This is a genomic window from Polaromonas sp. SP1 (genome assembly GCF_003711205.1).
GTDB lineage: Bacteria > Pseudomonadota > Gammaproteobacteria > Burkholderiales > Burkholderiaceae_C > Polaromonas.
The window spans coordinates 3,447,024-3,470,345 of the sequence record NZ_CP031013.1; the positions used below are offsets into that span (position 1 = coordinate 3,447,024).

A 23,322-nucleotide genomic window follows, 5' to 3' on the forward strand; every position below is an offset into this window, starting at 1 on the left:
GTCGTCATGCCTTTATTTCAGGCGCCTGAGCTGCGGGGGTGCACCGGTTTCGGCGGGGGTAGCGGGTGTGGCGGGCATGGCCGGTGCGTCCATCAATTCCCGCAGGCGGCTGCGCGCCCGCGACAGGCGCGACATGACGGTCCCGACAGGCACACCGGTGATTTTGGCGACTTCGTCATACGAAAGGTCTTCCAGGCTGACCAGCAGCAACACCACCCGCTGGTCTTCGGGCAGTCGCAGCAGGCAGCGCTGCAAGTCCAGCGACTGCGCCGTGCCGGCTTCGGGTGCGGCCATTTCGTGCTCGACGTCATCGACATTGACGGTGGCGCCGGCTGCCGCCTGTCGCACAGAGCGCCGAACCTGGTTGATAAAAATGTTGTGCATCAGCGTGAAGAGCCACGCGCGCAAGTCGCTGCCCACCGCCCACAAGCGCCATTTGGTGCAGGCCCGCTCCAGCGTGTCCTGCACCAGGTCGTCCGCCATCCAGGCGTCACCCGTCAGCGCGCGCGCATAGCGGCGCAGGCTGGGGATGTGGTCGGTCAGCGGGGCCATGGGTTGGGGATGCCTGCGGCCATCGTAGCGAAGTCAGCTGCAGGCCTCACAGCATTGCGGCGTCAGGGCTTGACGACGTGCCAGACATTCATGAAGCCATCACCGGTCTTGTCGCCGGGCTTGGCATCCTTGGCCCAGTAGTAAAGCGGCTTGCCCTTCATGGCCCATTGTTTCTTGCCGTCGTCGCGTGTGATGACGCTGTAGTCACCGGCGGCTTTGTCGGCGTCTGCGGCCATCAGCGGCGGCCAGTTGGTCGCGCAAGGGCCGTTGCAGACAGACTTTCCGCTGCCTGCCGCGTCGCGGTCAAAGACATACAGCGTCATGCCGTTGGGGCCCACCAGCACGCCGTCGGCGACTTTGGCCGGGCTGCTGGCAGTCATGGAGGCGCAGCCGCCGAGCAGGGCGGCCGTCAAAAGGGCGGTGGACAGCAATTTCATGGAATTCTCCGGTGTGGTGGTGGGCAGGGTATCGGTTTGCACGCCACGTTTGACGCGGCTGCACACGGATAAACACCGGCCGGGGCCGGTTTATTCCATCGCCGGAGAAAAATAAACGGATGTGCTGCGGCCAGCCGGCCGCGTGCCTGCCGATCAGCGGTTGCGGGACTTCATCGCGCGCTCCACCTCGCGTTTGCCTTCGCGGTCCTTGATGGTGTCGCGCTTGTCGTGCTCGCCCTTGCCCTTGGCCAGGCCGATTTCGCATTTCACCTTGCCGGCCTTCCAGTGCATGTTCAGCGGCACCAGCGTGAAGCCTTTTTGCTCGACTTTGCCGATCAGGCGGCGGATCTCTTCCTTGTGCATCAAGAGCTTCTTGGTGCGCACCGAGTCCGGACGCACATGGGTCGAAGCCGTGCCCAGCGGGTTGATCTGGCAGCCGATGATAAAAAGCTCACCGCCGCGCACCACCACATAACCGTCGGTCAGCTGCACCTTGCCTTCGCGCAGGGACTTCACCTCCCAGCCTTCCAGCACCATGCCCGCTTCAAAGCGCTCTTCAATGTGGTAATTGAAAAGCGCTTTTTTGTTGTCGGCAATGCGCACGGCCGCCGCAGCTGCCTTGGGGGAGAGATTGGCGGAAGGCGTTGCGGCCGATTTTTTCGAGGAGGATGCTTCTTTGGTGGCCATGGATAAGAGATAAGGGCGAAATCTGGAAAGTACAGTGTCAGCAACGCGGCTAATACAATTGACAATTGCGCCCAGACCCTGATTGTATGAAAACCGTTCACAAGTCCGTTTTAATTTGGTACAGCGCCGCCGAGATGTTTGCGCTTGTGACGGATATCGCCAGGTATCCCGAGTTTTTGCCCTGGTGCGACCAGGCTTCGGTGCTGGAGGAAGATGCCAACGGCATGACCGCCAAGGTCGGCATTTCGTTTGCCGGCCTCACGCAAAGCTTCACCACCCGCAACACGCACCAGAAAGACCGCAAGGTCAGCCTCAAGCTGGTCGACGGCCCCTTTTCAAAACTCGACGGGCATTGGGATTTCACGCCGGTAGGCAAGGGCGGCGAAAGGGCCTGCAAGGTCGAGTTCACCCTGCGCTATGACTTCGACAACGCAGCGCTGGCGGCCCTGGTCGGGCCCGTGTTTGAAAAGATCGCCGGCAGCCTGGTCGATGCCTTCGTCAAGCGGGCGTCGGACGTCTATGGCGAAGGCTGAGGCCACGGCGCTCCTGGCGGTCGCTATCGTTTATTCGCCCGCGCCCCGGCAGGTGCGCGAATGGCAAGTCAAGATCCCCGCCGGAACAACTGTTGCCAAGGCACTGGCGGCCTGCGGGGTGCTGGATGAATTTCCGGAACTGCAGGCGAGCCGGCCGGTGCTGGGCATCTGGGGCCGCAAAACCGTGCCCGGGCATGTGCTGCTGGAGGGTGACAGGGTGGAAATCTATCGCGGCCTGCGTGTGGACCCGAAAGTCGCCCGGCGTGAGCGGTTCCGCCGGCAGGGCGCAAAACGGGCAGGGCTTTTTGCCAAAACCCGGATGGGCGCCAAAGCGGGCTACTAAGCCATCACAGGGCCATGCGGCCTATTTGCAATCGCTGTCAATAATCGCTTGAACGCGCTTTGTTTCTGCGGCCTTGGCGTTGTCATCCATGATTTCCCGCTCGCCCTTGGCGTTGACCGCAGCCATTCTGACGCCGGCCTGCAGATTGGCCTGGGCTTTTTTGGCGCGCTCACAGTTGTCGGCCCTTGCCTTGGCGACTTTTTCCTCGTCGGCCTTCTTTTTGGCCGCTTCTTCTTCGTCGGCCTGCTTCTTTTTGGCTTCCAGCTGGGTGTCTTTGCCCGAAAGCTTGGGGGCAGTGCCTGCGTTGGGTTTGGGTGCAGCGCCTGCTGGAGCCGGTGCTGCCGCTGAATCTTCAGGCGCAACGGGCGCCGCAACCATCCGGGATCCGGCCGGCCTTTTCAGAATGTTTTTTTCCTGGATGTCGGCAGGCGGCGAGCGGTCGCTGTAGACCTTGCGGCCGTCCTTGTCGATCCATTGCCACTGGGCCAGCGCCGGGATGGTGAAAGACACGCCGGCCAAGGCCAGGAGGAGTGTTCTTGAAACGAGTTTGAGGTCCATTTTGCGAGTGTAGCGCCGCGCCGTGCGGATTGTTGGCTGTCGCGGTGCAAAGCAGCCTTTTTACAACCGCAGAGCAACAGGTGCGCCGCAAGCTGCCCCGGCGGCGCCAGGGACGCTAGGGTTAGTACCGACGGGTCTTTACGACAAGGGTACAATCGTGTTTTTGGAGCCATCCCTATGCGCCTACTCGGCAAAGCGCTCACCTTCGACGACGTATTGTTGGTGCCAGCGTTCTCCCAGGTCCTGCCCAAGGACACTTCACTTTCCACCCAGTTCTCCCGAAACATCCGCCTGAATCTGCCGCTCGTGTCGGCCGCCATGGACACGGTCACTGAAGCCCGGCTGGCCATCGCCATTGCGCAAGAAGGCGGCATCGGCATCGTTCACAAGAACCTCACGGCCCAGCAGCAGGCCGCCGAGGTCGCCAAGGTCAAGCGCTACGAAAGCGGCGTGCTGCGCGACCCGGTTGTCATCACTCCCACCCACACGGTGCGCCAGGTCATGGCGCTGAGCGAGCAGCTCGGCATTTCCGGATTCCCGGTCATTGATGGCGGCCGGGTCGTCGGCATCGTGACGGGGCGTGACATGCGCTTCGAATCGCGCATGGACGTGCCGGTCAGCACCATCATGACGCCGCGCGAGCGCCTGATCACCATTTCCGAAACCGCCTCGCTGGCCGACGCCAAGGCGCTGCTCAACAAGCACCGCCTCGAGCGCGTGCTGCTGGTCAATGACAATTTCGAGCTCAAGGGCCTGATCACCGTCAAGGACATCACCAAACAAACCACCTTCCCGAATGCTGCACGCGACTCGCACGGCCAGCTGCGCGTGGGCGCCGCGGTCGGCGTGGGTGAGGGCACTGAGGAACGCGTCGAAGCGCTGGTCAAGGCCGGCGTTGACGCCATCGTGGTGGACACCGCCCACGGCCACAGCAAGGGTGTGCTCGACCGGGTGCGCTGGGTCAAGCAGAACTACCCCCAGGTCGACGTGATCGGCGGTAACATCGCGACCGGCGCCGCGGCGCTCGCATTGGTTGAGGCCGGCGCCGACGGCGTCAAGGTCGGCATCGGCCCCGGCAGCATCTGTACCACCCGTATCGTCGCCGGCGTGGGCGTGCCCCAGATCATGGCCATCGACAACGTGGCCACGGCCTTGCGCGGCACCGGCGTTCCGCTCATCGGCGACGGCGGCATCCGCTACAGCGGCGACATCGCCAAGGCCATCGCGGCGGGCGCCAACACGGTGATGATGGGCGGCATGTTCGCCGGTACCGAAGAAGCGCCGGGCGAAGTCATCCTGTTCCAGGGCCGCAGCTACAAGAGCTACCGCGGCATGGGCAGCATTGGCGCGATGCAGCAGGGCAGCGCCGACCGCTACTTCCAGGAATCAAGCACCGGCAACCCCAACGCCGACAAACTGGTCCCCGAGGGCATTGAAGGCCGCGTTCCTTACAAGGGTTCCATGGTCGCCATCGTGTTTCAGATGGCCGGCGGTCTGCGGGCCAGCATGGGTTACTGCGGTTGCCCCACCATCGAAGACATGCGCGACAAGGCCGAGTTTGTGGAAATCACGTCCGCCGGCATACGCGAAAGCCATGTCCACGACGTACAGATCACCAAGGAAGCGCCGAACTACCGGGCTGATTGAGCCTGACAGCGGCCCAAGGCGTCTGATAAACCAGACGCCTTTTTCTTTTTTTGCCTTGGAGTAACACCCTCATGCAGCACCAGAAAATCCTCATCCTCGATTTCGGTTCCCAGGTCACCCAGCTGATTGCCCGCCGTGTGCGCGACGCCCACGTGTTTTGCGAAGTGCATCCCTGCGATGTCAGCGACGATTGGGTCCGCGAATACGCCAAAGACGGCACGCTCAAGGGCGTCATCCTGTCGGGCAGCCACGCCAGCATTTACGAAGAAACCACCGACAAGGCGCCGCAAGCCGTCTTTGAACTGGGCCTTCCGGTGCTGGGCATCTGCTACGGCATGCAGGCCATGGCGCACCAGCTGGGCGGCAAGGTTGAGGGCGGCCACAAACGCGAATTCGGCTCCGCCGACGTGCGGGCCCGCGGCCACACCGCCTTGCTCAAGGACATCGCCGACTACACCACAGCCGAAGGCCAGGGCATGCTCGACGTCTGGATGAGCCACGGCGACAAGGTCACCGAAATGCCGCCGGGCTTCAAGCTCATGGCGTCGACCGATTCCTGCCCCATCGCCGGCATGGCTGACGAAGACCGCCGCTTTTACGCGGTGCAGTTCCACCCCGAAGTCACCCACACCAAGCAGGGCAACGCCATCCTCAAGCGTTTTGTGCTGGATATCTGCGGCACCCGCCAGGACTGGGTCATGGGCGACTACATCAGCGAGGCGGTCGAGAAGATCCGTGCGCAGGTGGGCGACGAGGAAGTCATCCTGGGTCTCTCGGGCGGTGTTGATTCATCGGTGGCCGCTGCGCTGATCCACCGCGCCATCGGCGACCAGCTGACCTGCGTGTTCGTCGACCACGGCCTGCTTCGCCTCAATGAAGGCGACATGGTCATGGAGATGTTTGTCGGCAAGCTGCATGCCAATGTGATTCGTGTGGACGCAGCCGGCCAGTTCCTCGGCCATCTCGCAGGTGTCAGCGAGCCGGAGGCCAAACGCAAGATCATCGGCCGCGAATTCGTTGAAGTTTTCAAGGCCGAGGCCGCGCGGCTCAAAGCCGGCACCGGCGGCCACAAGGGCGCCAAATGGCTGGCCCAAGGCACCATTTACCCTGACGTAATTGAGTCGGGCGGCGCCAAGAGCAAAAAAGCCGTCACCATCAAAAGCCACCACAACGTGGGCGGCCTGCCTGAGCAACTGGGCCTGAAGCTGCTCGAGCCCCTTCGCGAGCTGTTCAAGGATGAGGTTCGCGAACTGGGTGTTGCGCTGGGCCTGCCGCACGATATGGTTTACCGCCACCCGTTCCCCGGCCCGGGCCTGGGCGTGCGCATCCTGGGTGAAGTCAAAAAGGAATACGCCGACCTGCTGCGCCGCGCCGACGCGATCTTCATCGAAGAGCTGCGCAACTTCAAGGACGCGGAAACCGGCAAAACCTGGTACGACCTGACCAGCCAGGCCTTCACCGTGTTTTTGCCGGTCAAGAGCGTGGGCGTGATGGGCGACGGCCGCACCTACGACTACGTGGTGGCCTTGCGCGCGGTGCAGACCAGCGACTTCATGACGGCTGACTGGGCCGAGCTGCCCTATGCACTGCTCAAAAAGGTCTCCGGCCGCATCATCAACGAAGTGCGCGGCATCAACCGCGTGACCTACGACGTCAGCAGCAAGCCGCCGGCGACGATCGAGTGGGAATAAAGCGGCCACGGCATGTCAGCGCAGTCGTCATTTCCGGGGTTTGACGAGCCCAAGGCAACTGACCGCCTTTTTCTGGCGCTGTTCCCGCCGCCGGAGATTGCCCTGGAGATCGCCTCGCTGGCCGGCCGGCTCCGCGCAGACCACGGGTTGCGCGGCCGGCCGCTCGAGGCGGCACGCTTTCACATCACCTTGAACCATTTGGGCGACTACGCCGGTCTGCCGCCCGACATCATCAGGCAGGCCGGTACCGCAGCGCGAAAGACCGCAGCCGGCGCAGCGCCGTTTCAGGTCGCGTTCAACCGCGCCGAAAGCTTTGCCGGCAAGCCCCGTAGCCGGCCTCTGGTTTTGCGCGGGAATGACGGTCTGGCGGATTTGCTGGCCTTTCAGCAAACGCTTGGCACCGCGCTCAAGCAGGGCAACCTGGGTCAATGGGCCAAAGGCCCTTATACGCCGCACGTGACCTTGCTCTACGACGACCAGTTGCTGCCGCCAACGCCGGTGCCGGCCATTGGTTGGACGGCGACGGAAATGGTTCTGGTGCACAGCCTCCTGGGCGAAACCCGACATGTGCACCTGGAGCGCTGGCCGTTGTCGGGCCGCGGCGCCTGAAACGCACCAGGCCTGCTGTCTCCGCGGATCGCACACTGCCTTAATCCCTGTCGGAAACAGATGTTTTGGCGCTTTTGAATCCGGTGCCTGGCCATTTGCGTAATACTTTGGTGCACATTCGGCTTTTTTTTGCCTTTCCCTGATTGATTGCGATGCTCCTAGCCCCCATTCCGGACACCGACAACGAGCGCCTGGATGCCTTGCGCAACGGCTTTTGTGCATATGCACCGCGTGAGGAGCGGTTTGATCGCATCACCCGCACCGCCAAAAGGCTGCTCGATGTGCCGATTTCCCTGATCTCCATCGTTGAAGAGGATGAGCAGTGGTTTCGCTCGGTGCAGGGCATCGAGGTCGACCACACCGCACGGGACATCTCTTTCTGCGGCCACGCCGTGGCGATCAACAAACCCCTGTGCATCCCGGACGCCTGGGAAGACATCCGGTTTCATGACAATCCGCTGGTGCTGGGCCCACCCGGAATTCGCTCTTACCTCGGTTGGCCGCTTGAAATCGCGCCCGGCCTGCCGGTCGGCTCGCTCTGCGTGATCGACACCATGCCGCGCACCTTCGGGCCTGAAGAGTGGGAGGCGCTGAGAGACCTGGCGGCCATGGCCGAAGCCGAATTGAGGGTCAGGGCGATGTCCAGCCTGCAAGGCAAGCTGATGATGCGGCTTTCCGCACTGCAGCGCAAAGGAGCCCTCGATCCGCTGACCGGCTGCTGGAACATCCGGGGATTTCGTGAGCTGCTCGCGTTGGGGGTTGAAGATGCACGTGCCAACGCGACCGACCTGGCGGTCTGCAGCTTGCGCGTGGACAACCTCGAAGAGGTCGCCGAGGTCGCCGGCTTTTCCAACCACGACGCCCTGACGTTGATGCTGGCGCAAGTCCTGCGGCAGCGGCTGCCGCAAAATGGCGCCCTTGCGCGCCTGGGCCCCCATGATTTTTGCGCGCTGGTGCCGGCCAAATCAGCCATGGCGCTGGAAGAGGAACTGGCCAAGCTCTCCTTTCCTTCTGCCACAGTGAACTTGCCGGGCAGCAAGCTCAGGCTCGACATTGCGCTTTCGATTCGCGTGTCGTGGCTGGCAGATCTGGGCCCCAAAGCCAGCGCCGACAAGCTGTGGGCACATGCGCTGCTGACCCGCGCCGCCTGAATTTCCCTGTTTTTGGCCTATGCTTCAGGCCATGTACACGCCGCCCCAATTCAAAGGCGACCGCGCAAAGGCTGCGGCGCTGATCCAGGAACATCCTTTTGCCAGCCTGATCAGCATCGACGACACCGGTCTGCCCTACGTCACGCATTTGCCGCTGCATCTGGAAGATCGCGGCGAGCAACTGGTGCTGCTGGGCCACGTGGCCAAGCCCAACCAGCACTGGCGCTACCTGCAGGCGCGGCCCCAGGCGGTGGTCACGTTTCTCGGGCCCCATGCCTACCTGTCGCCCAAGGTCTACCCCGACCTGGCGCGCGTGCCGACCTGGAACTACCTCGCCGTGCATTGCACCGTGCAGGCCACGCTGATCGAAGACCCGGTGGGCAAGGACGCCTTGCTGAAAAAGCTGATCGGCGACCATGAGCCGCCCTATGCCCAGCAGTGGCGCGACCTCGGCGAGGAGTTCGGCCACAAGATGATGATGGGCATCGTGGCGTTTGAACTGCAGGTCACCGACTTGCAGTGCAAGGTGAAGATCAACCAGCACCGGCCCGAGTCCCACGCCGCGATGAAGGCGATGTACGCGGCCGGCAACGAAAACGAGCGCGGCCTGGCCGGCTGGATGGACCGCCTGGGCATGGCGGGTGCAGACAACGCATCGCCGGAGGTTTGACGTGCGCGCTGTTTTCAGCATCGTGAGCCTGCTGGTCGTCCTGGCCATCGTGGGCTTCGTGGTCAAGAAGCAATTGGGCAGCCAGGTGACTGCGGCGCCACCTGCGGCCGGCATGCCCGCTGTTTCTCCCGGCGCGACGCCGCAAGCGCAGGGCCAGCAAGTGCAGCAGCAGGTCAAGGAGGCCCTGCAAGGCACCCTGCAGCAGGCACGACCCATGCCGACTGATGACAAGTGAATTTTTAATGAAAACAGGCTCTAGCCAAGGTGGTATATTGGCTTTCAGCTATCAAAATAATAGCAAACAGCAACGATGAGCGACGCCACCTTCATGCAACAGGCGCTGGCAGAAGCCCGCGCGGCCGCTGCGGCAGGCGAAGTGCCTGTGGGCGCCGTGGTGGTGCGCCGCGGCGAGGTGATTGCCACCGGCCGCAATGCACCGGTAGACGGCCATGACCCGACAGCCCACGCCGAGATCGTGGCCCTGCGCGCCGCGGCGCGTGCGCTGGGCAATTACCGGCTCGACGACTGCGAGCTGTTTGTCACGCTGGAGCCTTGCGCCATGTGCAGCGGCGCCATGCTGCATGCGCGGCTCAAGCGGGTGGTGTTTGGCGCGCCCGATCCCAAAACGGGCGCGGCCGGCTCGGTGCTCAACCTGTTTGCCGAGCCCCGACTGAACCACCAGACGGCGTTGCAAGGCGGCGTGCTGGCACCGGCCTGCGGCGAATTGCTGCAGGAGTTCTTTCGCCAGCGCCGTTCCGACAAACGCGAGGAGTCGAGGCTGGCGCACCCGCTGCGCGACGACGCGCTGCGCACGCCCGACGCGGCATTCGCCGCCTTGCCGGGCTACCCGTGGCAACCCCGCTATCTCAGTGATTTACCGGCGCTGGGCGGCTTGCGCATGCACTACCTGGACGAAGGTGAAGGTGGGGGCGAGGGTGGCGAGGGCGGGTTGACTTACCTTTGCCTGCACGGCAACCCGGCCTGGAGCTACCTCTACCGCAAGATGATCCCCGCGCTGCTGCAAGCCGGGCACCGGGTGGTGGCGCCCGACCTGATCGGTTTCGGCAAAAGCGACAAACCCAAGAAGGACAGCTTTCACAGCTTCAGCGGGCACCGGCAGATATTGCTCGAACTGGTGGAAAGGCTCAACCTGCAGAACATCGTGCTGGTGGTGCAGGACTGGGGCGGGCTGCTGGGCCTCACGCTGCCCATGGCCGCGCCGCAGCGCTACCAGGGCCTGCTGGTCATGAACACCACGCTGGGCACGGGCGATGCGCCGCTGCCCGCAGGCTTTCTCGCCTGGCGTGAGATGTGCGCCAAGAACCCCGAGTTCGACGTGGCGCGCCTTTTTGCCCGCGGCAACCCGCAGATGAGCCCCGCGGAATGCGCGGCCTACAACGCGCCGTTCCCCGACAAGGGGCACCGCGCCGCGTTGCGCGCTTTTCCGCCCATGGTGCCGGACACGCCCGATGCCGACGGCGCGGCCGTGTCGCGCCAGGCGCGCGCCTTCTGGCAAAACGACTGGACCGGCCAGGCGCTGATGGTGGTGGGGGCGCAAGACCCGGTGCTGGGCCCGCCCGTCATGCGGCAACTGCAGGCCTTGATCCGGGGTTGCGGCGAGGCTGTGGTTCTGCCGCAGGCGGGGCATTTTGTGCAGGAGCACGGCGAGCCGGTGGTGCAGCAGGCGCTGCGGTTTTTCAGGCCGGCAGCTTGAAGACCGGCAAGTGCCAGCCCAGGAAGATGGCACTGAGCCGCAGCGCCGCCACGGCCACCAGTCCGATTCCGAACGCCCAGGAGGGTTTGAGGCCGAGCGCCTTCAGGGCCAGGTAAAGCGCAATCCCTGCAATCGCCGCGCTGGCGTAGATGTCCTGGCGCAGCAGCAGCGGGATCTGGTTGCTGCAGATGTCCCGCATCACGCCACCGGCCACGCCGGTCATGGTGCCCATCAGCACCACGATGATCGGCGAGAGCCGGGCCGCTTCAGCCAGTTGCGCACCCGACAGCGCAAATACCGCCAGCCCGACGGCATCGGCCACCAGCAGGGCCTGAGCCGGGATCGGCAAGAGCTGCACATACAGCACCGTGCCCAGCGCCGCCGCGCAGATCACCACCAGATAGACCGGGTTGGCCATCCAGAACACCGGGTGCCGGTTCATCAGCAGATCCCGCAGCGTGCCGCCGCCAATCGCTGTCAGTGACGCCAGAACCAGCACGCCCAGCAAATCAAGCTGCAGGCGCCCGGCCGCCAGCGCGCCGCTCACCGCAAACACGGCAACACCGAAGAGATCAAGCAGGTACAAAAGCATGGTTGCCGTTTATACCCGCAGCCGCTTGGCAGAGGGGCCCGGGACAGTACGGAGGCAGTGGGATACTTGCAGCCGTGAAAAAACATATCTATATCTACTCCCCGTCCAGCGCCGTGCGCGACAAGGCAGCCTTCAAACGCGGCGTCAAGCGCCTGACGGCACTGGGCCATGAGGTCGAAGTCGACACCGACGCGCTGGCGCGCCACCAGCGCTTTGCCGGCGACGACGACACCCGCCTGGCCGCCATTCACCGCGCGGCGGCCAGCGGCGCCGACATCGCCCTGATCTCCCGTGGCGGCTACGGCCTCACGCGCATCCTGCCGGGCATCAATTACAAAGCGGTCGCCAAAGCCATTGCCGGCGGCACCCGTTTTGTGGGCGTGAGCGACTTCACGGCCTTCCAGATTGCGGTGATGGCCAAAACCGGCGCCGTGACCTGGGCCGGCCCCGCACTGGGCGAAGACTTCGGCGCCGAGGCGCCCGACGACATCATGGAAGCCTGCTTTGACGACCTGATTGCGGGGCAGGGCGAAGGCACCGGCTGGCAGCTGTCCAAGTCTGCTATGGATTTAATAGCTGAAAGCCCAGTCATGGCAAGGGCTAAAGATGGATTTATCATCAAAGATGCGGTGCTGTGGGGCGGCAACCTGGCCATGCTGTCTTCGCTGGTCGGAACGCCTTACCTGCCGGCCGTCAAAGGCGGCATCCTGTTTATCGAGGATGTCAGCGAGCACCCTTACCGGGTCGAACGCATGCTGACGCAACTGTTGTATGCGGGCGTGCTGGCCCAGCAAAAGGCCATCATTTTTGGCCAGTTCACCAACTACAAACTTGTGCCCCACGACAAGGGCTTCAAACTGGCCTCCGTCGTGACCTGGCTGCAGAGCAAGGTCAAGGCTCGCGTGCTGACCGGCCTGCCGTTTGGCCATGTGCCGACCAAGGTGCTGCTGCCCGTGGGCCTGAAAACCACCCTGGCGCTGGAAGGCCGCGATGCTTTCCTGCTCTGGGGCCACTTGGGCGGTGAACACGATCACCATTCGCACGAGCCTCATCACCCGCACGACGCCCATCATGGGCACCACGGACATCACGGCCATTGATGGGCTGAAAGCCCGGTTTCCGGCTGCTGGCAGGCAAAAATAAACCAGCCGAAGCTGGTTTAAAGGACCTTGGAGGCCAGGAAGAAACTGAAAGTTTTTTTCAGGTGGTCAGTGGGCTTGACCGTGAGCTGAGGCCGCGTGGAAGCATGCCTTTAAATTTGTCGCTGATGCGGCTGACCTTTTCGCGGGCGATGGTTTCGCCATGCATGGCGGCCAGTACGGCCATCACGTCGCCTCGGGTGTACCAGAGGCCCTGGACGTCCTGGGCATAGCGCACGCGGCGGGTAATTTTGGGATAGTGTTTTTCGCCGAATTCACCGAGCTCGTCGAGGATGAATTCGCGAATCTCTTCGGTGCGGTCTTCCAGCACGGAAGGTGTCACTTCGCCTGACCCCAACAAGGCCATGAAACTGCTTTTCAGATTGGGTTTTAACCAGCGCATGTGTTTCACAACTTTCTACCAGACATCCGTGGGTATGTGTTTGCGTTCCCATGGAACGGCTTCTTCTGTTAGATTAAGACTGCCCGGGTTCATATGCAAGTTGTTTTGTGTGAAATGGTTAACGTAAAACAACAAATGAATCAAGGAGTTAGTAACCAGATGTCATGTCGATTCTGGAATTGAACACTGTTTAAATCTTTAGGCCTACACAAATTTTTACGAGTGAGCCAAAAGACCTTTTCCCGCCATAACCCCCAAAAAACCCCGAATCCCTTCATTTTTCAGGTTGCCTGACCGCTATGAGCACTTCAATGACTGTTTATCCCGCGCACTACATCAACGGCCAATGGGTCAAGGCCCAGTCTTCCGAAACCCTGCCGGTTCATGACTCCAGCACCGAGGAACTGATGGCGACGGTGCCCGCCGGCACGGCCGCCGAGGCCGAAGCCGCCGTGCTGGCGGCGCGTGCCGCGTTTGACAGCTGGTCCAGCTTGCCGGTGGAGACGCGCGCAGCCTACCTCGACAAGGTGGCGGCCGGCGTCAAGGCCCGTACCGAAGACCTGGCGCTGGCCATTGCCCGTGAGGTGGGCATGCCGCTGAAGATGGCGCGCATGGTGCAGGTCGGCGGCCCGGCCTGGCATTGGGGCAACTTTGCCAAGGTGGCGCGCCAGTTTGAGTGGGAGAAAAAGGTTGGCAACTCGCTGGTGGTGCGTGAGCCTATCGGCGTGGTGGGCTGCATCACGCCCTGGAACTTCCCGCTCAGCCAGATCACGCTGAAAATCGCGCCCGCCATGGTGGCCGGCTGCACCGTCGTGCTCAAGCCGAGCGAAATCGCACCCGTCAACGCCATGATCCTGGCCGAAATCATCCATGAGGCAGGCCTGCCGCCCGGTGTCTTCAACCTCGTCAACGGCCCCGGCCCGGTGGTCGGCGAAGTGCTGGCCACGCATCCCGAAGTCGACATGGTGAGCTTTACCGGTTCGACCCGCGCCGGCAAGCGCGTCGGCGAGCTGGCCAGCCAGTCGGTCAAGCGGGTGGCGCTCGAGCTGGGCGGCAAGTCGGCCAGCTTGGTGCTGGACGACGCCAATTTCGAGGCGGCCGTCAAAGGCACGGTGTCGGCCTGCATGCTCAACAGCGGGCAGACCTGCTCGGCGCATACCCGGCTGCTGGTTCCGGCCAGCCGCTATGAAGAAGCCAAGGCGCTGGCCCAGGCCGCCATCGCCAAATTCAGCATTGGCCCCAGCCTGGAAGAAACCAGCAGGCTGGGCCCGCTGGTCAGCGCCGCGCAGCGCGACCGCGTGCTCGGCTTCATCCGCACCGGCATTGAAGAGGGCGCGGATGTGATCGCCGGTGGCGCAGACGCACCGGCCATCGCCAGGGGCTACTTTGTCCAGCCCACCATTCTGGGCATCAAGCCGACGGACACGCTCGCGCAGGAAGAAATCTTCGGCCCCGTGCTGGTGGTCATCCAGTACAAGGATGAAGACGAGGCGGTGGCCATCGCCAACAGCACGATTTACGGGCTGGGCGGCGCCGTGTGGGCCGGCACCGATGAGCGCGCCATGAAAGTGGCACGCCGGTTGCGTACCGGGCAGGTGGATATCAACGGCGGGCCCTTCAATGGCCAGGCGCCGTTTGGCGGCTACAAGCAGTCGGGCAACGGGCGGGAGAACGGCGTCTACGGGTTTGAGGAGTTCCTGGAATTCAAGGCAATGCAGCTCAAGCCCGCCGCGGCCTGAGATACCGGCAGGGGCCGGCAGGGAAAAACGGAATCCGGCCCGCCGCGCCGCATTCAAGCTCCGGTCATATGGCTATGTTTTAATTACGCACAATAACTACAAGCAGTTACACCAGACCCATGGCAGAAGTTACCGTCGTTTTTGCCGATCTCACAGGAAGCACAGGGGTTTTTGAATCACTGGGCAACGCCAAGGCAACACAGGCCATCACACGGCTCACGCAATGGATAGGCAAGGTCTCTGAAGCCTACCGCGGCCACGTCGTGAAGTACCTGGGCGACGGTGTGCTGGTTGTCTTTCCGGACAACGCCGACGCCGTCGATGCCGTGATCGAGTTGCAGCGCGTTCACCGCGAACGCATCCGCAACTGGCCCGAGCAACTCAAAATGCGCCTGCAGCTGGGCGTGGCGCGCGGTGAAATCGTTGAGCAGGACGGCGACTGCTTTGGTGACGCGGTCAATATCGCCTCCCGCCTGAGCGATCTGTCGGGCCCGGACCAGATCCTCGCGACCGATGTCGTCATCGACCGCCTTCCGCCCGATACGCTGATACGTTCGCGAAACCTGGGCGCCATGGACATACGCGGCCGGGTCGAGGCCTGCATGGTGCACCGGATCGAGTGGCAATCCGAAGTCGCCTCGGAGGCTTTTACGGTGCCGGCCAGCCTGACGGTGCGTCCTGCCGAGCCTGCCGGGCCGGTACCTGCCATCGAGTTGTCCTGGCTGGACATCAACACCGCTTTTGTGTCGAGCGACCTGCCGATTTTCCTGGGCCGCGACCACGATGCGGAGTTTGTCGTGACGGACCCGCGTGTGTCCCGCAGGCACGCCCGGATCGAATGGCGCGCCGGCAAGTTCTACCTGGAAGACGTCAGCAGCTACGGCACCTGGGTGCGCTTTTCCGACAGCACCGCCGCCGTGGCCCTGCGCCGGCAGGAATGCGTGTTGATGCTGGAAGGCGAGATTGCGCTGGGCGCGCCTTTTGAGGATTTCACGGTGCCGACGGTCACCTTCAAATTTGCCGACGGCAAAGTGCACCTGAAAAAGAAGTAACACCGGCGCACCCTGTTGCCCCCTGGCGGCGGGCGGGCCTGTACCATGGCTTCGCGTTACGGCTGCAATTTACGGGGAGCGTGATCTTGATCTGGTTGAAGCGGCTGTCTGCCGGACTGCTGGTGCTGGTGTTGCTGGCTGCGTCTGCAGCGGCGATTTATGTGTATCGCACTTTTCCTTCGCTTGACGGCGAACTGAAGCTTGACGGCCTGCAGGGCCCGGTGGCCGTGGCGCGTGACGCCGCCGACGTCACCCACATCAAAGCCCGGTCGCCGCGCGACGCATGGTTCTCCCTCGGCTATGTCCATGCGCAAGAGCGCGGCTGGCAGCTGGAGTTGAACCGGCGCGTCATGCACGGCGAACTCTCCGAGGCGTTTGGCCCGGCCACGCTGGAGACCGACAAGCTGCTGCGGACCCTGGGCATCGTGCGCGCCGCCGAGCGGCAATGGCAAAACCTGCCGGCCGAAGGGCGTGACGCCATGCAGGCCTACAGCGACGGCATCAACGCGTTTTACGCCAACTCATCGCAAGCGCTTTCCCCCGAATTCCACATCCTCGGCGTCAAGCCGGGCGGCCCTTCGGGCAAGGCCTGGTCGCCGGTCGACAGCCTGGCCTGGTCGCTGATGATGGCGCTGGACCTGGGCGGCAACTGGGGCACCGAGTTTGCGCGCCTCTATGCCGCACGCACGCTGAAAACGGCGGAGCTCTGGCAGCTGTTTCCGCCTTACCCCGGTGAGCAGCCGGCTTCCGGCGTGGACTTTTCAAAGCGCTATGCCGAGCTGGGCGTCTACCGCACCGACATCCCGGTTGCTACAAAAAAGGTAGCGGTATCCCAAGGTGGGGATTGGGCTGGAGGCACTTTTGATGCCCAATCGCCGGTGGCTGCGGCCACAGCGGCGGTGGCCGGCGGCATCAACGACTGGGCCGCGGCGCTTGGCCAGGCCGACGGCAAGGGCTCCAACAACTGGGTGGTGGCCGGCAACCACAGCCGCAGCGGCAAACCGCTGCTCGCCAACGATCCGCACCTGGGCCTGTCGGCCCCGGCGGTCTGGTACTTTGCGCACCTGCAGGCCGACGGGCTGGACGTGATCGGCGCCACCTTGCCGGGCTTGCCGTTTGTCGTGTTGGGGCGCACCCGGAAAGTGGCGTGGAGCTTTACCAATACGGCGCCGGATGTGCAGGACCTCTACCTGGAACAAATCAACCCGGCGAATCCGAAGCAGTACCGCGTTCCGGACAGCAATCCGAACGCAGAGGCTTGGGCGGAATTCCAGACCCGCGAGGAAACCATCAAGGTCAAGGGCCAGCCCGACCTGGTGCTGACCGTGCGCGAAAGCCGCCACGGCCCGGTGCTCAGCGATGTGCAGAAGTCGCATGCGGACCTGCTGGACACCCGCAAGTATGTGATTGCGCTGCGCTGGAGCGCGCTCGACGCAGACAACCAGACTGTGCTGGCAGGGCTGCGCGCCAACCGGGCCCAATCAGGCGATGAAATGATCGCCGCGTTTGCCGCTTATCACTCGCCCATGCAAAACCTGGTCACGGCCGACGTCGACGGCGGCATGGCCTTCAAGGCGGCCGGCAAGGTCCCGCTGCGCAAACCCGGCAACGACATTCGCGGCATCGCACCGTCGCCTGGGTGGGATGCCCTTTACGACTGGGCCGGCTGGGCGCCCTATGACCAGACACCGCAAACCGGGCAGGGCGAGATCGAGGCCAAAGGCTGGCTGGCCACCGCCAACCAGCGCATCACGCCGCCCGGCTTCCCGATCTTCATGGGCCAGGACTGGACCGTGCCTTACCGCTACGACCGCATTGAGCAGCTGCTGGCGGCCACGCCGCTGCACGACATGGCGTCGATGCAAAAAATCCAGGCCGACCAGCTGTCGCCCGCCACCGTCAAGCTGCTGCCGTTTCTGCAGAAAGCGCTGTCGCAGCCTTCCGGGCATCCGCTGGCGGAGCCGGCCCGCAAGGCCATGGCCGGTTTTGACGGCGTCATGCGTGCCGACCAGGCCGCACCGCTGATCTTCGCAGCCTGGGCGGACGAGCTCACACGCGGCATCGTCGGCGGCAAACTGGGCGAGCCGGCACTGGGGGCGCTTTACGGCAAGCGCCATTTCAGGAGCACGCTGGAAGACGTTCTTGCGCGCAACGACGCCAACTGGTGCGGCACTGCCGGGTGTGCCGCGCAATCCACGGCCGCATTGAGCCGCGCGCTGGATCGCCTGCAGGCGGCTTACGGTGCGGATGTTGCCAGCTGGACGTGGGGCAGGGCGCATCCGGCGCTGTCGGCCCACAAGCCGTTTGGCAATGTGCCGTTGCTGGCGCGCTTTTTTGACGTTCGTGTGCCCACCGGCGGCGACGCATTCACCGTCAACGTCGGCCAGTACTGGGCCACCAGCGACGACACACCGTTTGCCAACCGGCAGGCGGCCTCACTGCGTGCCATCTATGACATGGCGGATCCCGAAAATTCCCGCTTTATCTACCAGACAGGGCAAAGCGGGCTGGTGTTCTCCAGCCGCTATCGCGACATGCGGGGCAGCTGGGCGGCCGTTGAATACCGGCCCCTGCAGATGAACCCGCCCGCATTTGCGCACGAGCTCACGCTGAAGCCCTGACGCCGGTGCTTACGCCGGAATGGCGTCGACGTTGAGCCGGTCCCAGTGGCGGTGCAGGGCAATAGCGGCCATGAAATCCTGCGACACCTGGCCGTCCGTCACCTTGCGTGCATCGGCAATGATCACACCCGGGGTCGGCACATGCAGTGATTCCGGGTCTTTGCCCATGCTGAACCCCAGCGTGCCCAACAACTGCACGCCGTCGTTCACGGCGCAGATCGTCTTGCAGTGTTTGTAGGCTTCCAGCACAAAGTGCACGGCGTCGCCCATCGCACCCAGCGCAGCGGCGCTGTCGCTTCCGCCTGGAATCAGCACCGCATCGAACATCACCGACGGCATGTTGGTAAAGGTATGGTCCACCGCCAGCTGCCGGCCCGAGGACGTGCTGATGGTGCCCAGGTGCGGCGCGACAAGCTTGCACTGGGCGCCGGCCTCTGTCAGGTCCTGCTGCAGGCGCTTGAGGGCGCCGGCCTCCACGCCGTCGGCCACCAGGATCGCCACCTTGCGTGTTTTGATGCTGCCGCCCGGCCGGCCCACCATGCGCAGGGCCGGGTCTTCCTCGACCTTGCTGGTGATGCGGTAGTCGCGAAAGCCCAGGCGGCCGGCGGCGGCTTTCGGGTCCGGCGGCTTGATGCCCAGCGGCGCCGCCACGCGGGCCGCCAGTTTCAAATCGACATGGGCCAGGTTGTCCACCATGCGCTGGCGCACCTCGGGCGTTTCAACCTTGGAGAGCTCAAAACGGAACGCCGCCACGATGTGGTCTTTTTCGACCGTGCTCTGGCTGTTCCAGAACAGCGTGGCCTGTGAGAAATGGTCGTCAAACGACGGGCTGCGGCGGCGGATTTTCGGCGACTCGAGCTGTTCGGGATAAGACTGGAAGCCTTGCGCGCCGCCGTCCACCCGGAACTCCGTGCCATTGCCCAGCGTATTGGGCTCATAGGCCACGCGGCCCTTGGCGATGGTCTGGCGGTGCAGGCCGTCGCGCTGGAAGTTGTGCATGGGGCACACCGCGCGGTTGATGGGAATCTCATGGAAATTCGCACCGCCCAGGCGTGACAGCTGCGTATCGGTATAGGAAAAAAGACGGCCCTGCAACAAGGGGTCGTTGGAGAAATCGATGCCCGGCACCAGGTGCCCGGGGTGAAACGCCACCTGCTCGGTCTCGGCAAAGAAGTTGTCCGGATTGCGGTTCAGCACCATCTTGCCGATCAGCTGCACCGGCACCCGCTCTTCCGGGATCAGCTTGGTCGGGTCCAGGATGTCGAAGCCCAGTTCGTCTTCCTTGCCTTCGTCCACGATCTGCACGCCCAGTTCCCATTCGGGGAAATTGCCGCTCTCGATCGCTTCCCACAGGTCGCGGCGGTGAAAGTCGGCATCCTTGCCGGCGATCTTTTGCGCCTCATCCCACACCAGGCTGTGAATGCCCAGCTTGGGTTTCCAGTGGAACTTGACGAAGTACGACTCGCCGCGCGCATTGATGAAACGAAAGGCGTGAATGCCGAAACCTTCCATCATGCGCAGGCTGCGCGGGATGGCGCGGTCCGACATCGCCCACATCAGCATGTGGGTGGACTCGGGCATCAGCGAGGCGAAGTCCCAGAAGGTGTCGTGCGCGCTGGCGGCCTGGGGCATGCCGTGATGGGGCTCGGGTTTGACGGCATGGATCAGGTCCGGAAACTTGATTGCATCCTGGATAAAGAACACCGGGATGTTGTTGCCCACCAGGTCGTAGTTGCCTTCAGAGGTATAGAACTTGACGGCAAATCCGCGAACGTCCCGCACGGTGTCGGCGGAGCCCTGGGAGCCCGCCACGGTGGAAAAGCGCACGAAGACCGGTGTTTCCACATCCGGGTCCTGCAAAAACGCGGCACTGGTGTACTGCACCATGGACTTGTAGGGCTTGAAGTAACCGTGCGCGCCGGAACCGCGCGCATGCACGGCGCGCTCCGGGATGCGTTCGTGGTCGAAGTGGGTGATTTTTTCGCGGAGGATGAAGTCCTCCAGCAGGGTGGGGCCGCGCCCGCCCGCCTTCAGTGAATTGTGGTTGTCGGGCAGTTGCAGGCCCTGGTTGGTCGTCAGCACCGGCGCAACGCCGGTGGTGAAACCCTCAAGCTGTGTCTTCTTGTCTTTCGCGCCATCCGTATTTCGGCCTGGGTTTGCAGCGTTGCGCTTGGAGGGCGGCATGGAGAGTCCTTGATTGAATGAAAAAATGCAGAGGAACCCGGTGCTTCATGACCGGGTGGCCGGGTGAGTCAGGAAATCAGAAAAAGAAAAAGAAAGGTAATGAGAAAGGAAATGCAGAACTGCGCAGTGACTGCCGTGATCACGTGTCCAGCAGGCCTTCCAGAACCTTCACGCCGGCAAGCAGTGCCAGCGCACCGACCGTTCCGGCCAGGCACCAGGCCATGAATTCCTGAACAACGGCCGCCAGCGACTCAGGCAATGCCATGGAGAACAAAAACAGGCCGGCAGCGCACACCAGCACGGTCAGGAAGGCATGAAGCAGGTCAATGTCTTTGCGGTTTTCGCGAACGCGCCAGGTCGTGAAAAGCCCGGCGGCCATTCCGGCCAAAAGTCCGGCCAGCAGTTTCATGATGTTTCTCCGTGGTTGTTCGCTTGTTGCAGTTCAGGTTTTGCAGCCCCGGGCAGTTTTAGCGGCCCGTTGCCAGACCATAAATGCAGGGGCCCCGCAAACCAGTAGCCCGATGACGGCCCCCTGTGTAAGGCCTTTCTTTTCCTGGCGTAAGACTTGGCTTACCGCCGGCGGAGTACGCGGCGATGCGGGCGAGTGGCCGCACGTGGCCTTTTCTCCTACACGGCCATGGTGAGCCTTCCGGCAATGCGCCAGGCATGCGTCACGTAAATTCAAAGGCATGAAACCCGTCGAGATTTACACCTGCTACTAAGGGCCTGAACATGAAAATGAGAACCTACCTGGTAGAGGACAACCCCACCATCCGCGAGAACCTGATCAGCACGCTGGAGGAACTCGCTCCGGTTGAAGCGGTCGGCTGCTCGGAAACCGAAGATGAAGGCGCAGCGTGGCTGACCCGCAACGAAGCGCAGTGGGACCTGGCCATCGTGGACCTGTTCCTTAAAAAAGGCAGCGGCCTCCATGTGCTGGAGGCTTGCCGCAGGCGCAAGCCCCTCCAGAAAGTGGTGGTCTTCAGCAACTACGCCACCCAGGAAATGCGAAGGCGCTGCGCTGAACTCGGCGTGGATGCCGTATTCGACAAATCCACAGAGATCGATTGCCTGCTTGCCTATTGCGTCACCCAGGGCCAGAAGCTTGGCGCTGTGGCCAATGACGATTGCCAGCTGCAAACGGCTTGATAAACGGCCTGATTTTTAACGCCTGTGATTTTTAATGCCTGATATGTCAACCGTTTTATCTACACCGTCATCCACACTGTCGCCCCTGGTGAACCCGCCGTCGTTACCGGCTGCCGTCTTGCCCAACGGCGGGTCGCGGGATCTGGGGGAGGATGTGCTTCAGTCGGCGGAAGAGGCGGTGCTGGCGCGAGATCCGCTTACCGCGGCGGTAGATGCGGCGCCCTTCAGCGCAGCGCGCACTGGTCGCCGAACCGCCGGCCATCCGGCGGGCAAGTCTTACCTGGGTGCCATTCGCTCGCAGGTTGCCGCCCACCCCGGCCGGTGCGCCTTGATTGCCGCCGCTGCCGGCGCGCTGGTTGCCGCCTTGTTGCGCCGGCAGTGGAGGGGGCGGTAAGCGGGGCAAGAGCCAAGAGGCCGTCAAGAGGGCGTTGCAAGCTCGGCCCAGCAACCAACGCGTGCGCAGGTTGTGCCCATGTGGATCGCTATTAATTTAATAGCATAAAGCCTATATAAATAAAGGGCTGGAGGCCGATTTTCCATAATTTCAGGCGCCAGCGTTTCCGTCCACCCTGTCCACTCCGTCCACTCCGTCCATTCTTTCCCTTTTTCAGTAAGGAATCTCCATGCATCTTCAGCTCCACGTTCCCGTGCCGCAGCCAAGCCCAGGCGCTCCCACCTATGTCCCGAATGAAGTTCCGCCTTTAGTTGTTCCGCCGGCGCCCGGCACCCCACCTGAGGTCACCGATCCTCCGCCTGCAGGACCCACTTTGCCGATCCGCGAGCCAGGGACGAATATTCCGCCGCAGGCTTCACCGCATTAAAGGCACGGCCTACAACGGCGTCTGCTGACGCTGGTATTCGGCCCGCTTCATGACCAGGTAGTCTTCCTTGTCCACCTCATGAAGCTGGCGGGGGTATTGTTCGGTCGCATCAAACCAGTGCTGCAGGCGCAGTTCAAGCTGCTGCGCCGCCGGCTTGTCGACGGAGGCCAGGTACGCTTCGATCGCCAGGTAGTAGCGCATGGTGTTGCGCTCGACGGCCCCGCGCATGCCTTCGACATAGACATTGGCCGGCCCCTGGTGCACCTGGGTGAAACCGACCTTGCCGTTGCCCACCGTGGCGAGGTAGCCCTGCATGGCCAGGCGGCTGGCCACGCCGTAACCATACGAGTAGCGCATGTGCATGAAGGTCTTGCCGCCCGGCAGCGGAACGGCCTGCAGTTCGATCCGGTAGTTGTTGGTGCCCAGCGGGCCCTTGTCGGCCTGAAGCTGCGCAGCCAGGTAGTTGGGGGATGCGGCGGCAAGCCGGTAGGCGAACTGGAGCGAAAACGCGTCCGCCAGCTCTTGTGCCGTTTTCTTGCCCACGCTGACTCTCAGCATGCTCGGGCTGCCGTCGGACCCTGCGTGGCAGTATTTGGTGTTGATGTGCAGGATCAGCATTTCACACCAGCGGTGGGGGCTCTTGAATGTGGTGCTGACAGTGCTGAAGGGTGAATCAAGCACCGCATAGGCATTGCCGCTGACCATGTTGTTGCCCTCCGAAGAATCCAGGAACAAAGGCCGGCGATAAGCGTTTTCCGCCAGTTGTTTGCTCAGGGCGGCGTGCTTTTCCAGCAGGGCCGCGGCGCCTGGTTCGGTGCCCGTTGCGGCAACGTGCTGCGCCTGTACAAGGCCGGGGGTAGCCAGGGCCAATGCCGCGAGGCAGCTCAGCCGGACAACAAAATTCGAAAGGTTCGGGAAAGGGTTCGGGAAAGGGTTCGGGATAGTGCGCATGGCACCAGTTTGCCAGCGGGAAAGCATTGGTTTGGCGATACGCTCCGCCGTCCTACAAGCATTTGTTGCAACGGGGAAG

At 63.1% G+C, this 23,322-nt stretch carries 23 protein-coding genes; 14 read left to right on the forward strand and 9 right to left on the reverse strand.

Annotated elements, in window-relative coordinates; translation table 11 throughout:
• Positions 1-12: 12 nt before the first annotated feature.
• From DT070_RS16420 to smpB, 3 genes are all read right to left on the reverse strand, one after another.
• A complete protein-coding gene (locus DT070_RS16420) occupies positions 13-552 on the reverse strand; it encodes an RNA polymerase sigma factor (RefSeq protein WP_122956364.1) in 540 nt (179 codons plus the stop codon).
• 62 nt (positions 553-614) lie between these two features.
• Positions 615-989 (reverse strand): hypothetical protein, encoded by a 375-nt coding sequence (locus DT070_RS16425; RefSeq protein WP_122957450.1) that lies wholly within the window; start codon positions 987-989, stop codon positions 615-617.
• A 153-nt stretch (positions 990-1,142) separates the two neighbouring features.
• Positions 1,143-1,676, reverse strand: coding sequence for an SsrA-binding protein SmpB (gene smpB / locus DT070_RS16430; RefSeq protein ID WP_228778475.1), 534 nt, complete (start codon positions 1,674-1,676; stop codon positions 1,143-1,145).
• 86 nt (positions 1,677-1,762) lie between these two features.
• On the opposite strand from smpB, the gene DT070_RS16435 reads away from it, so the two are divergent.
• Positions 1,763-2,209: a type II toxin-antitoxin system RatA family toxin gene (locus DT070_RS16435; RefSeq protein ID WP_122956365.1), complete on the forward strand. Its 447-nt coding sequence runs from the start codon at positions 1,763-1,765 to the stop codon at positions 2,207-2,209.
• On the forward strand, positions 2,196-2,552 hold the full coding sequence (locus DT070_RS16440; protein ID WP_122956366.1) for an RnfH family protein: 357 nt from the start codon (positions 2,196-2,198) through the stop codon (positions 2,550-2,552). The genes DT070_RS16435 and DT070_RS16440 overlap by 14 nt, the downstream gene beginning before the upstream one ends.
• 21 nt (positions 2,553-2,573) lie before the next feature.
• Here the strand turns inward: DT070_RS16440 and DT070_RS16445 are convergent, their stop codons facing one another.
• Positions 2,574-3,110 carry a DUF4124 domain-containing protein gene (locus DT070_RS16445; protein ID WP_122956367.1) on the reverse strand — a complete coding sequence of 179 codons (537 nt, stop codon included), beginning with the start codon at positions 3,108-3,110 and terminating at the stop codon, positions 2,574-2,576.
• Positions 3,111-3,287: 177 nt separating this feature from the next.
• Between DT070_RS16445 and guaB the strand changes: the two genes are divergently transcribed.
• The 7 genes from guaB (at position 3,288) to tadA (ending at position 10,592) form a co-directional block, all read left to right on the forward strand.
• On the forward strand, positions 3,288-4,757 hold the full coding sequence (gene guaB, locus DT070_RS16450) for an IMP dehydrogenase (RefSeq protein ID WP_122956368.1): 1,470 nt from the start codon (positions 3,288-3,290) through the stop codon (positions 4,755-4,757).
• Positions 4,758-4,828: 71 nt separating this feature from the next.
• Positions 4,829-6,448, forward strand: a complete 1,620-nt coding sequence (gene guaA, locus DT070_RS16455; RefSeq protein ID WP_122956369.1) for a glutamine-hydrolyzing GMP synthase — start codon at positions 4,829-4,831, stop codon at positions 6,446-6,448.
• A 12-nt stretch (positions 6,449-6,460) separates the two neighbouring features.
• The gene (locus tag DT070_RS16460) at positions 6,461-7,057 is read left to right on the forward strand and encodes a 2'-5' RNA ligase family protein (RefSeq protein ID WP_122956370.1); all 597 of its coding nucleotides are present in this window, start codon (positions 6,461-6,463) and stop codon (positions 7,055-7,057) included.
• A gap of 152 nt (positions 7,058-7,209) precedes the next feature.
• Entirely contained in the window at positions 7,210-8,208 is a 999-nt protein-coding gene (locus tag DT070_RS16465; RefSeq protein WP_122956371.1) for a GAF domain-containing protein, read from the forward strand.
• 31 nt (positions 8,209-8,239) lie between these two features.
• Positions 8,240-8,878 carry an FMN-binding negative transcriptional regulator gene (locus DT070_RS16470; RefSeq protein ID WP_122957451.1) on the forward strand — a complete coding sequence of 213 codons (639 nt, stop codon included), beginning with the start codon at positions 8,240-8,242 and terminating at the stop codon, positions 8,876-8,878.
• A gap of 1 nt (position 8,879) precedes the next feature.
• Complete coding sequence (locus tag DT070_RS16475) at positions 8,880-9,113, forward strand: hypothetical protein (protein ID WP_122956372.1); 234 nt, start codon at positions 8,880-8,882, stop codon at positions 9,111-9,113.
• A gap of 75 nt (positions 9,114-9,188) precedes the next feature.
• Positions 9,189-10,592: a tRNA adenosine(34) deaminase TadA gene (tadA, locus tag DT070_RS16480; protein ID WP_122956373.1), complete on the forward strand. Its 1,404-nt coding sequence runs from the start codon at positions 9,189-9,191 to the stop codon at positions 10,590-10,592.
• Here the strand turns inward: tadA and DT070_RS16485 are convergent.
• The gene (locus DT070_RS16485; protein WP_122956374.1) at positions 10,576-11,184 is read right to left on the reverse strand and encodes a trimeric intracellular cation channel family protein; all 609 of its coding nucleotides are present in this window, start codon (positions 11,182-11,184) and stop codon (positions 10,576-10,578) included. The two genes, tadA and DT070_RS16485, sit on opposite strands and share 17 nt — an antisense overlap.
• A 74-nt stretch (positions 11,185-11,258) precedes the next feature.
• On the opposite strand from DT070_RS16485, the gene DT070_RS16490 reads away from it, so the two are divergent.
• Positions 11,259-12,284: an LD-carboxypeptidase gene (locus tag DT070_RS16490; protein ID WP_228778474.1), complete on the forward strand. Its 1,026-nt coding sequence runs from the start codon at positions 11,259-11,261 to the stop codon at positions 12,282-12,284.
• Positions 12,285-12,384: 100 nt separating this feature from the next.
• On the opposite strand, the gene DT070_RS16495 is transcribed toward DT070_RS16490, so the two are convergent.
• Positions 12,385-12,690, reverse strand: a complete 306-nt coding sequence (locus DT070_RS16495) for a hypothetical protein (protein WP_122956375.1) — start codon at positions 12,688-12,690, stop codon at positions 12,385-12,387.
• Between the two features lie 347 nt (positions 12,691-13,037).
• On the opposite strand from DT070_RS16495, the gene DT070_RS16500 reads away from it, so the two are divergent.
• From DT070_RS16500 to DT070_RS16510, 3 genes are all read left to right on the forward strand, one after another.
• A complete protein-coding gene (locus DT070_RS16500) occupies positions 13,038-14,465 on the forward strand; it encodes an aldehyde dehydrogenase family protein (protein WP_122956376.1) in 1,428 nt (475 codons plus the stop codon).
• 119 nt (positions 14,466-14,584) lie between these two features.
• Entirely contained in the window at positions 14,585-15,517 is a 933-nt protein-coding gene (locus tag DT070_RS16505; RefSeq protein WP_122956377.1) for an FHA domain-containing protein, read from the forward strand.
• An 86-nt stretch (positions 15,518-15,603) separates the two neighbouring features.
• Positions 15,604-18,138 (forward strand): penicillin acylase family protein, encoded by a 2,535-nt coding sequence (locus tag DT070_RS16510; RefSeq protein ID WP_122957452.1) that lies wholly within the window; start codon positions 15,604-15,606, stop codon positions 18,136-18,138.
• Between the two features lie 9 nt (positions 18,139-18,147).
• On the opposite strand, the gene DT070_RS16515 is transcribed toward DT070_RS16510, so the two are convergent.
• Together DT070_RS16515 and DT070_RS16520 are read right to left on the reverse strand one after the other, a co-directional pair.
• Positions 18,148-20,322, reverse strand: coding sequence for a catalase (locus DT070_RS16515; RefSeq protein WP_122956378.1), 2,175 nt, complete (start codon positions 20,320-20,322; stop codon positions 18,148-18,150).
• Between the two features lie 139 nt (positions 20,323-20,461).
• A complete protein-coding gene (locus DT070_RS16520; RefSeq protein ID WP_122956379.1) occupies positions 20,462-20,731 on the reverse strand; it encodes a hypothetical protein in 270 nt (89 codons plus the stop codon).
• A 323-nt stretch (positions 20,732-21,054) separates the two neighbouring features.
• Here DT070_RS16520 and DT070_RS16525 point away from each other — a divergent pair, with 323 nt between their 5' ends.
• Positions 21,055-21,471 carry a response regulator transcription factor gene (locus DT070_RS16525; RefSeq protein WP_122956380.1) on the forward strand — a complete coding sequence of 139 codons (417 nt, stop codon included), beginning with the start codon at positions 21,055-21,057 and terminating at the stop codon, positions 21,469-21,471.
• 830 nt (positions 21,472-22,301) lie between these two features.
• Here the strand turns inward: DT070_RS16525 and DT070_RS16535 are convergent.
• Entirely contained in the window at positions 22,302-23,243 is a 942-nt protein-coding gene (locus DT070_RS16535; protein WP_369973884.1) for a hypothetical protein, read from the reverse strand.
• Positions 23,244-23,322 lie beyond the last annotated feature (79 nt).

What these genes read in the sequence shown, in the direction of transcription:
- DT070_RS16420 (WP_122956364.1), bottom strand. Translation starts at nt 552, where the DNA reads ATGGCCCCGCTGACCGACCACATCCCCAGCCTGCGCCGCTATGCGCGC.
- DT070_RS16425 (WP_122957450.1), bottom strand. Translation starts at nt 989, where the DNA reads ATGAAATTGCTGTCCACCGCCCTTTTGACGGCCGCCCTGCTCGGCGGC.
- smpB (WP_228778475.1), bottom strand. Translation starts at nt 1,676, where the DNA reads ATGGCCACCAAAGAAGCATCCTCCTCGAAAAAATCGGCCGCAACGCCT.
- DT070_RS16435 (WP_122956365.1), top strand. Translation starts at nt 1,763, where the DNA reads ATGAAAACCGTTCACAAGTCCGTTTTAATTTGGTACAGCGCCGCCGAG.
- DT070_RS16440 (WP_122956366.1), top strand. Translation starts at nt 2,196, where the DNA reads ATGGCGAAGGCTGAGGCCACGGCGCTCCTGGCGGTCGCTATCGTTTAT.
- DT070_RS16445 (WP_122956367.1), bottom strand. Translation starts at nt 3,110, where the DNA reads ATGGACCTCAAACTCGTTTCAAGAACACTCCTCCTGGCCTTGGCCGGC.
- guaB (WP_122956368.1), top strand. Translation starts at nt 3,288, where the DNA reads ATGCGCCTACTCGGCAAAGCGCTCACCTTCGACGACGTATTGTTGGTG.
- guaA (WP_122956369.1), top strand. Translation starts at nt 4,829, where the DNA reads ATGCAGCACCAGAAAATCCTCATCCTCGATTTCGGTTCCCAGGTCACC.
- DT070_RS16460 (WP_122956370.1), top strand. Translation starts at nt 6,461, where the DNA reads ATGTCAGCGCAGTCGTCATTTCCGGGGTTTGACGAGCCCAAGGCAACT.
- DT070_RS16465 (WP_122956371.1), top strand. Translation starts at nt 7,210, where the DNA reads ATGCTCCTAGCCCCCATTCCGGACACCGACAACGAGCGCCTGGATGCC.
- DT070_RS16470 (WP_122957451.1), top strand. Translation starts at nt 8,240, where the DNA reads ATGTACACGCCGCCCCAATTCAAAGGCGACCGCGCAAAGGCTGCGGCG.
- tadA (WP_122956373.1), top strand. Translation starts at nt 9,189, where the DNA reads ATGAGCGACGCCACCTTCATGCAACAGGCGCTGGCAGAAGCCCGCGCG.
- DT070_RS16485 (WP_122956374.1), bottom strand. Translation starts at nt 11,184, where the DNA reads ATGCTTTTGTACCTGCTTGATCTCTTCGGTGTTGCCGTGTTTGCGGTG.
- DT070_RS16495 (WP_122956375.1), bottom strand. Translation starts at nt 12,690, where the DNA reads ATGGCCTTGTTGGGGTCAGGCGAAGTGACACCTTCCGTGCTGGAAGAC.
- DT070_RS16500 (WP_122956376.1), top strand. Translation starts at nt 13,038, where the DNA reads ATGACTGTTTATCCCGCGCACTACATCAACGGCCAATGGGTCAAGGCC.
- DT070_RS16505 (WP_122956377.1), top strand. Translation starts at nt 14,585, where the DNA reads ATGGCAGAAGTTACCGTCGTTTTTGCCGATCTCACAGGAAGCACAGGG.
- DT070_RS16515 (WP_122956378.1), bottom strand. Translation starts at nt 20,322, where the DNA reads ATGCCGCCCTCCAAGCGCAACGCTGCAAACCCAGGCCGAAATACGGAT.
- DT070_RS16520 (WP_122956379.1), bottom strand. Translation starts at nt 20,731, where the DNA reads ATGAAACTGCTGGCCGGACTTTTGGCCGGAATGGCCGCCGGGCTTTTC.
- DT070_RS16525 (WP_122956380.1), top strand. Translation starts at nt 21,055, where the DNA reads ATGAAAATGAGAACCTACCTGGTAGAGGACAACCCCACCATCCGCGAG.
- DT070_RS16535 (WP_369973884.1), bottom strand. Translation starts at nt 23,243, where the DNA reads ATGCGCACTATCCCGAACCCTTTCCCGAACCCTTTCCCGAACCTTTCG.